This is a genomic window from Mesorhizobium sp. M1A.F.Ca.IN.020.03.2.1 (assembly GCF_004023205.1).
In the GTDB taxonomy this organism is placed as follows: Bacteria; Pseudomonadota; Alphaproteobacteria; order Rhizobiales; family Rhizobiaceae; genus Mesorhizobium.
On record NZ_RZSV01000249.1, the window covers coordinates 1 to 7294 of the forward strand.

8 protein-coding genes are annotated in these 7294 nt (G+C 64.0%); 4 read left to right on the forward strand and 4 right to left on the reverse strand.

Going from position 1 to position 7294, the window contains the following annotated elements; all coding sequences use genetic code 11:
• Positions 1–125: 125 nt before the first annotated feature.
• Positions 126–2438 carry a glucose/quinate/shikimate family membrane-bound PQQ-dependent dehydrogenase gene (locus tag EOA79_RS27000; protein WP_095824904.1) on the forward strand — a complete coding sequence of 771 codons (2313 nt, stop codon included), beginning with the start codon at positions 126–128 and terminating at the stop codon, positions 2436–2438.
• Here the strand turns inward: EOA79_RS27000 and EOA79_RS27005 are convergent.
• Positions 2420–2683: a hypothetical protein gene (locus tag EOA79_RS27005; RefSeq protein ID WP_095824903.1), complete on the reverse strand. Its 264-nt coding sequence runs from the start codon at positions 2681–2683 to the stop codon at positions 2420–2422. The genes EOA79_RS27000 and EOA79_RS27005 overlap by 19 nt on opposite strands.
• Before the next feature lie 98 nt (positions 2684–2781).
• Here EOA79_RS27005 and EOA79_RS27010 point away from each other — a divergent pair, with 98 nt between their 5' ends.
• Positions 2782–3684: a dienelactone hydrolase family protein gene (locus EOA79_RS27010; protein ID WP_095824902.1), complete on the forward strand. Its 903-nt coding sequence runs from the start codon at positions 2782–2784 to the stop codon at positions 3682–3684.
• Between the two features lie 155 nt (positions 3685–3839).
• Here the strand turns inward: EOA79_RS27010 and EOA79_RS27015 are convergent, their stop codons facing one another.
• On the reverse strand, positions 3840–4754 hold the full coding sequence (locus EOA79_RS27015; protein WP_095824901.1) for a DMT family transporter: 915 nt from the start codon (positions 4752–4754) through the stop codon (positions 3840–3842).
• A 41-nt stretch (positions 4755–4795) separates the two neighbouring features.
• Here EOA79_RS27015 and EOA79_RS27020 point away from each other — a divergent pair, with 41 nt between their 5' ends.
• On the forward strand, positions 4796–5320 hold the full coding sequence (locus EOA79_RS27020; RefSeq protein WP_245322406.1) for an Lrp/AsnC family transcriptional regulator: 525 nt from the start codon (positions 4796–4798) through the stop codon (positions 5318–5320).
• On the opposite strand, the gene EOA79_RS27025 is transcribed toward EOA79_RS27020, so the two are convergent.
• Together EOA79_RS27025 and EOA79_RS27030 are read right to left on the reverse strand one after the other, a co-directional pair.
• Positions 5306–5521 (reverse strand): hypothetical protein, encoded by a 216-nt coding sequence (locus EOA79_RS27025; protein WP_067323171.1) that lies wholly within the window; start codon positions 5519–5521, stop codon positions 5306–5308. The two genes, EOA79_RS27020 and EOA79_RS27025, sit on opposite strands and share 15 nt — an antisense overlap.
• A 145-nt stretch (positions 5522–5666) precedes the next feature.
• A complete protein-coding gene (locus EOA79_RS27030; protein WP_067323174.1) occupies positions 5667–6152 on the reverse strand; it encodes a thioesterase family protein in 486 nt (161 codons plus the stop codon).
• A gap of 156 nt (positions 6153–6308) precedes the next feature.
• Between EOA79_RS27030 and EOA79_RS27035 the strand changes: the two genes are divergently transcribed.
• Positions 6309–7294 (forward strand): FAD-binding protein (locus EOA79_RS27035; RefSeq protein ID WP_128293464.1); only part of this gene is annotated, 986 nt, incomplete at its 3' end.

Below are 7294 nucleotides of genomic sequence, written 5' to 3' on the forward strand. Positions count from 1 at the left end.
AGTTGTTCCTGTTCGGGGCCGCCTTGACAGGCGCAACTTGCGAGAGAAAGCTGCCAACAGGGCAGGGACGGCAAGCCGTTGCCTCAGAGGCGCCGCAAGCGCGCAACAGTCGAAGGAGTATCGTCTTGGCTGTCACCATCACCTCCCTCGTCCTTTTGCTTATCGGCCTGGTCCTCGGCGGCGGCGGCATCTGGCTGGTGACGTTGGGTGGCAGCTGGTACTACCTGATTGCCGGACTGGCCTTCCTGATCACCGCCTGGCTCGTTTTCCGCCGCAGATCGACAGGGCTCTGGCTCTATGCCGCGATCGTGCTCGCCTCGCTGTGCTGGGCGGTGTGGGAAACCGGCTTTGATTGGTGGCAGCTCGGCCCGCGCGGCGGCATCATCGTTCTCATCGCGCTCTGGCTGCTGACGCCATGGGCCAGGCGGGGATTCACCGGTCCGGACGGACGCGCTCCGCTCATCCTGGCGGTGCTCGCATCGCTTGCAGTGGCTGGCTATTCGATGACCGCCGATCCGAAGGACATCGGCGGCACGCTCAACACCGATAAGGTGACGCCGACGGCCAATCTCGGCGGCGACATGCCGGCGGGCGAATGGCATTTCTACGGCCGCACGCCGTTCGGCCAGCGTTACTCGCCGCTCGCTCAGATCACGCCGGATAATGTCGCCAAGCTGCAGCCGGCCTGGACCTACCGCACCGGCGACATGAAGGGTCCGGACGACATCGGCGAGACGACCTATCAGGTAACGCCACTCAAGGTCGGTGATGCGCTCTACATCTGCACGCCCCACAATTTCGCCATCGCCATCGATGCCGCGACCGGCAAGGAGAAATGGCGCTACGACCCGAAGATCAAGCTCGATCCCAACCGCCAGCACCAGACCTGCCGCGGAGTTTCCTATTACGCCGATGCGAAGATCGCGGCGGGCCAGCCCTGCGCGGCACGCATCTACCTGCCGACTTCGGACGCCCGGCTGATCGCTCTCGATGCCGCGAACGGGCAAGTTTGTCCGTCCTTCGCCGAAGGCGGCACGCTGAACCTGATGGCCAACATGCCCTTTCCGAAGTCGGGCTATTACTATTCGACCTCGGCGCCGCTCATCCTCGCCGGCAAGATCATCGTTGGGGGCGCGGTCAACGACAATTATTCGACCGAGGAGCCGTCGGGCGTCATCCGCGCCTATGACGCGGGCACCGGCGCGCTGTTGTGGAATTGGGATTCCGGCAAACCGGATCAGACGACGCCGCTGCCGGCGGGGCAGAACTACACCAACAACTCGCCCAACATGTGGTCAACGGCGAGCGCCGACGAGAAGCTTGGCCTGCTCTACCTGCCGCTCGGCAACCAGACGCCCGACCAGCTCGGCATGGGCCGCAGCGCCGATGTCGAAAAATTCTCCTCCTCGATCACTGCGCTCGACCTCAACACCGGACAGTTGCGCTGGGTGCGCCAGACGGTGCATCACGACCTGTGGGACATGGACGTGCCGGCGCAGCCGACGCTGGTCGACATCACGACGGGGAGCGGCGTGGTGCCGGCACTGGTAGGGCCGACCAAGCAGGGCGATCTTTATGTGCTCGATCGGCGCACTGGCGAACCGATCATTCCGGTGAAGGAAGTGCCGGCACCGGGCGGAGCGATCGAAGGCGACCATACCTCGCCGACGCAGCCGTCCTCCGACCTGTCGTTCAACCCGAAGCCGCTGACCGGCGCCGACATGTGGGGAATCACCATGTTCGATCAGCTGGCGTGTCGGATCGAACTGAAGAGACTGCGTTACGATGGACGCTACACGCCGCCCTCGCTGCAGGGCACGCTGGTCTATCCCGGCAATTTCGGTGTGTTCAACTGGGGCGGCGTCGCGGTCGACCCGGTGCGACAGGTGATGTTCGGCATGCCGACTTATCTCGCTTTCACGTCGAAACTCATTCCGCGCGCGGACGTGCCGCCGCCCGGCGACACCAAGGGCAGCGAGCAGGGGCTCAACCGCAATGAGGGCGCGCCTTACGCGGTGGTGATGGGGCCATTCCTGTCGCCACTCGGCATTCCCTGCCAGGCGCCGCCCTGGGGCTATGTCGCCGGCGTCGACCTGAGAACCGGCCAGATCGCCTACAAGCATCGCAACGGCACCGTCTACGACATGACGCCGCTGCCCCTGCCGCTCAAGGTCGGCGTTCCAGGCATCGGCGGGCCGATGATCACGGCCGGCGGCGTCGCCTTCCTCGGGGCCGCCGTCGACGACTATCTGCGTGCATATGACCTTACGACGGGCAAGCAGCTCTGGCGCGCGAGGCTGCCGGCCGGCGGCCAGTCGACACCGATGACCTACACCGTCGCCGACGGCCGCCAGTTCGTGGTCATCGTCGCCGGCGGCCACGGCTCGGTCGGTACCAAGCCGGGCGATTATGTGATGGCTTACACGCTGCCCAAGTAGACGAGGACATCCAATCGCGCCGGCCTTTTTTCGCCGAGCACGTGGCCAAGCGCCTGCAGCGACGACAGCAAGCGCCGCCTCAGCCAGCCGCTACGCCGGCGGCCATCACGTTCCCGCCATTCCCCTTTTTGCCGTTCGGACCGGGCGGGGCCGCTCCGCAGTTTCCCGTCCCACCGTGACAGCACCATCAACTTTTTCGGAATGACCAAAATGTGATGGATGCAGAAGCCACCGGCAATCGTCATGGTCGAAGTTCGGATCGAGTGCCGTTGTCGCCGGCGGATGACTGGACCGTGCGCGTTCTAACCCTATCTTGCGCGTCAAACAGTCGTCGAGGAGAGCCATGACCGAACCTGTCGCCAAGCCTGTCGTCACACAGCCCATCATCACTCAGGCGATGATCGATGCCTATGACGAATATACGCATCTGACGCTCGACCGGCGGCGCTTCATGGAGCAATTGACTCGGCTCGCTGGATCGGGCGCCGCGGCCGCCGCGATCGCGCCGATGCTGGCTGCGAATTCGGCCAAGGCGGCGATCGTCGCCGAGAACGATCCGAGGGTGAAGGGCGAGGACATCACCTATCCCGGCAGCCGCGGCGAGATGAAGGGCTATCTGGTCAAGCCGGCGAATCACTCCGGCAAACTCGGCACGGTGATCGTCGTCCATGAGAACCGGGGGCTCAATGGGCATATCCGCGACGTCGCCCGGCGCGTGGCGCTGGAAGGCTTCGTCGCGCTGGCGCCGGACTTCCTGTCGCCGCTCGGCGGCACGCCAGCCGACGAGGACAAGGCGCGCGACATGTTCAGCAAGCTCGATGCTGCCCAAGTCGCGGCCGACGGCGTAGCCACGGTCGCCTATCTCAAGGCTTACCAAGACAGCAACGGCAAGGTCGGGGCGGTCGGCTTCTGCTGGGGCGGCGGCACGGTGAACACGCTCGCCGTCAATGCGCCGGACCTCAGCGCCGGCGTCGCCTATTACGGCATGCAGCCGAAGGCCGAGGATGTGCCGAAGATCAAGGCGGCGCTGCTGCTGCATTATGCCGGGCTGGACGAGCGCATCAATGCCGGCATCGACGCCTACAAGAAGGCGCTCGACGCCGCGCATATCGAATACACCGTCTATGTCTATGACGGCGCCAACCACGCCTTCAACAACGACACCTCGGCCGCGCGCTACGACAAGAAGGCGGCCGATCTGGCCTGGGGGAGGACGGTCGCCTTCCTTAAGGAGAAACTGGCCTGAGGTGTGTTGATATTCAGGTGAGCCCGGCCTGCGAATGGCGGCTTCCTGCGCTTCCGGTGCTCACGTACTTCAAAGTACGCTCCGCTCCGGTTCTCGGAATCCACCATTCTCGGCTCGGCCTGACCTGAAGCTCAACACACCTCGACGGCGGCGGATCACTCCGGCGCTGGCTTGTGCATGGCGACGCCCGCCACAACCAGCGCGATGCCGAGGCAATCGGTGAGGCTCGGAACCTGCCTGAGCACGACCACGCCGATCAGGGTCGCGGTGAGCGGCAAGAGCGATAGCATGAGCGCGAAGCTCGCGCGCGCCAGCCGCGCCATGGCGAGCTGATCGCAAATGTAGGGGATGACGGAGGAGCAGAGGCCGACGCCGATACCGGCGATCAGCAGTTGCGGCGCCGAGAAGGCTGGCAGCGCCTCGCTGAAGCCGACCGGCAGCACGACGAGCAAGGCGATCGCCATGGCGGTGCCGAGGCCGGCGATGCCGAGGCCAGTTCGGGCGATGCGGTGGCCCAAAACGATATAGCCGATGAACAGCGCGCCGTTGAGAAAAGCCCAGAACAGGCCGACGGGATCGCTCGACCACTTGACATCGATGAGCAGCAACGTGCCGGCGACAGCGATGGCGAGCGCCGCGAAATTGCGCGGGGTTCTGAGGCCGACCATCGCGACGCCTATGGTGCCGACAAATTCGATCGCGGCGACTAGCGAGATCGGCAGGCGGTCTAGAGCCAGATAGAAGGCGCAGTTCATCACCGCCAGGCAGGCGCCGAAGGCCAACAGCAGCAGGCGGGCCGAGCGGTCGGCGCGCGTGAAAACCGCCCATGGCCTGGTAAGCGGCGCGAAGACGAGCGCGGCCGTGGCGATGCGCAGCCAGGCCATGCCGAGCACGCCGACCTGAGCGAACAGCAGCACGGCGAAGGCCGGCCCAAGATAGTGGAAGATCGCGCTGACGCAGAACCAGACATGCGGCGGCACCGCATCGGCCAGTCCGGCGAGGGCAGGGCGTGCAGCGTCGGTGTCGCTGCCGGCCCGGTTTGTCGGACGAACTTGCGCTTCAGAATTCATAGGGTCATTATCGCAGGCGAACTTCGCGACTTATATGGATGATGCACGGCTCCGATCGCCGTTCACCTTCTGAAGAAAAGAGAATTATTCTGAAACGCCTTCGAAATGAAAATGGCGAGCTGGATGCGGCGGACCTGAAAATCCTGCGACTCCTGGAAAAGGATGCGCGCACCAGCACGGCGGAACTGGCGCGCGCCGTCGGGCTCTCGGCGCCGAGCGTGGCCGAACGCATTCGCAAGCTGCAGGAGAATGGCGTGATCGAAGCCTATACGGTGAAGATCAATCCGACGGCGCTCGGCATGAAGCTGTCGGCATGGCTGCGAATCAGGCCGGTCCCGGGGCAGCTTGCCGTGGTGGCCGGGATCATTCGCGACCTGCCGGAAATCGCCCAATGCGACCGAGTGACCGGCGAGGATTGCTTCATCGCGCTCGCGCATGTCGGCTCGGTGGCCGAGTTGGAGCGGGTGATCGACAAAATTATTCCCTATGCGATGACCAACACCGCCATCATACAGTCGTCGCCGGTCGAGGCGCGCTCGCCGCTTGGCAGTTTAAGGGAGCGCTGAAGGCTCAGTGTGACCGCGTCTGATGCGCGCCTGCTTGAGAATCGCGCGCCAGCGGATCATGTCGAAGGGGATGGGCTCGTTGTTATTGGCGATGTGGAAGATCTCGTTGTTGACGTTCTTCAACGATCGCCAGAAATCATAGTCGGTGATGCGCGGATCGGCCGCCAACCGCTCCACTTCGACCTTGATGTCGGTTTTCATGCACTGTCCTCGCACCGCATTCCGCCTGCCGCCCGCGCGTAAACCCGGTGCGGCGGTTTTCGAACGCGCCACTGAGTCGTTCAACAGACTCAATCGGCTTGTTCACGTTAAAACCTTGGTAAGGTTAACGCGGGTGTGCGGGTTTTCAAGCGCTCTTGCGTTTGATGCCGATCGAACGGCCGGCACGCTCCGGCATCGGCAACGCGGCGTGGGCGGCGCGCATGGCTTCAACCTGTGCCATCACATCGGCCGGGAAGGGAGCGACCCTCGGCCCGGCCATGTCGACATGCAGCGCAAGCTGCTCGGACGTCGCGGCCAGCCAGCCATCGACGTGGCGAATCTCCTGATAGGCCCTCAGCCGCTTCTCGTCGTGGTCGATGAGCTGGAACGAGACCTTCACCTTGTGGTCGAGGTGAAGCTCCTGCACGTAGCAGACATGGACTTCCGCCGTGTAGATGGTGAGGCGGCGGTCCCTGGCATAGTTCGGTCCCATGCCCATCAGCTCGAACGCTTCGTCCGAGCAGCGGTCGAACAGCACGTTGTAATAGGCCATATTGAGATGGCCGTTATAGTCGATCCAATCCTTCTCGATCGCCATCGGCTTGGAAATGATCGGCGCGGTCATCGTCATCTGGTTTTCCTTGATCGTCGCTGGACAGGGCCTGGCTGGTGAGGTTCTCTTCGCTCTGGCGCAATTCCGGTGCTTCACTCTTTTCCTGGAATTGCTTTAGGCATCATCCATAGCTGCATTACAAGAGTGGCCGCTGGTCCATTCGCGGAGGAATTCATGGCTTTGAGCGACCTCAACCCCGTCGAGCGCAACGAGAAAGGCATCGCCGCCGCACTCGGCATCCTCAAGCAGCGGTTCGGCGAGCGTTTTCAGACCGGCGAGGCGATCCGCGACCAGCATGCGCACACCACCACCTACATCCCGACCCAGGCGCCGGACGGCGTCGTCTTCGCCGAAACCACGCCGGAGGTGCAGGAGATCGTGCGCACCTGCGCCGCGCACCGCGTCCCGGTCATCGCCTTCGGCGTCGGCTCCTCGCTCGAGGGCCACACCAATGCGCCGGGCGGAGGCATATCCATCGACACCTCTCGCATGAACCGCATCCTCTCGGTCAATCCGCAGGATCTCGACTGCACGGTCGAGCCCGGAGTGACACGCGAGGATCTTAACCGCCATTTGCGCGACACCGGCCTGTTCTTCCCGATCGACCCCGGCGCCAATGCCTCGCTGGGCGGCATGGCGGCAACACGGGCGTCGGGCACCAATGCCGTGCGCTACGGCACGATGCGCGACAACGTGCTGTCGCTGACGGCGGTGATGGCCGACGGCGAGGCAGTGACGACCGGCAAACGGGCGAAGAAAAGCTCGGCCGGCTACGACTTGACTCGGCTCTTGGTCGGCTCGGAAGGCACGCTCGGCATCATCACAGCACTGACGCTCAGGCTGCAGGGCATTCCGCAGGCGATCTCCGGTGGCGTCTGTCCGTTCCCGACCTTGGAGGCCGCATGCACCGCAGTGATAGCGACCATTCAGATGGGCATCCCGGTGGCGCGCATCGAACTGGTCAACGCGTTGCAGATGCGGGCGATGAAGAGTTATTCGAAGCTCGACTATCCCGAGAGCCCATGCCTTTTCGTCGAATTCCACGGCAGCGACGCCGGTGTCGCCGAACAGGCCGAGACTTTCGGGATGATCGCCGAGGAGAATGGCGGCGGACCGTTCCTGTGGACCAGCGTCGCCGAGGAGCGGACGAAGCTCTGGAA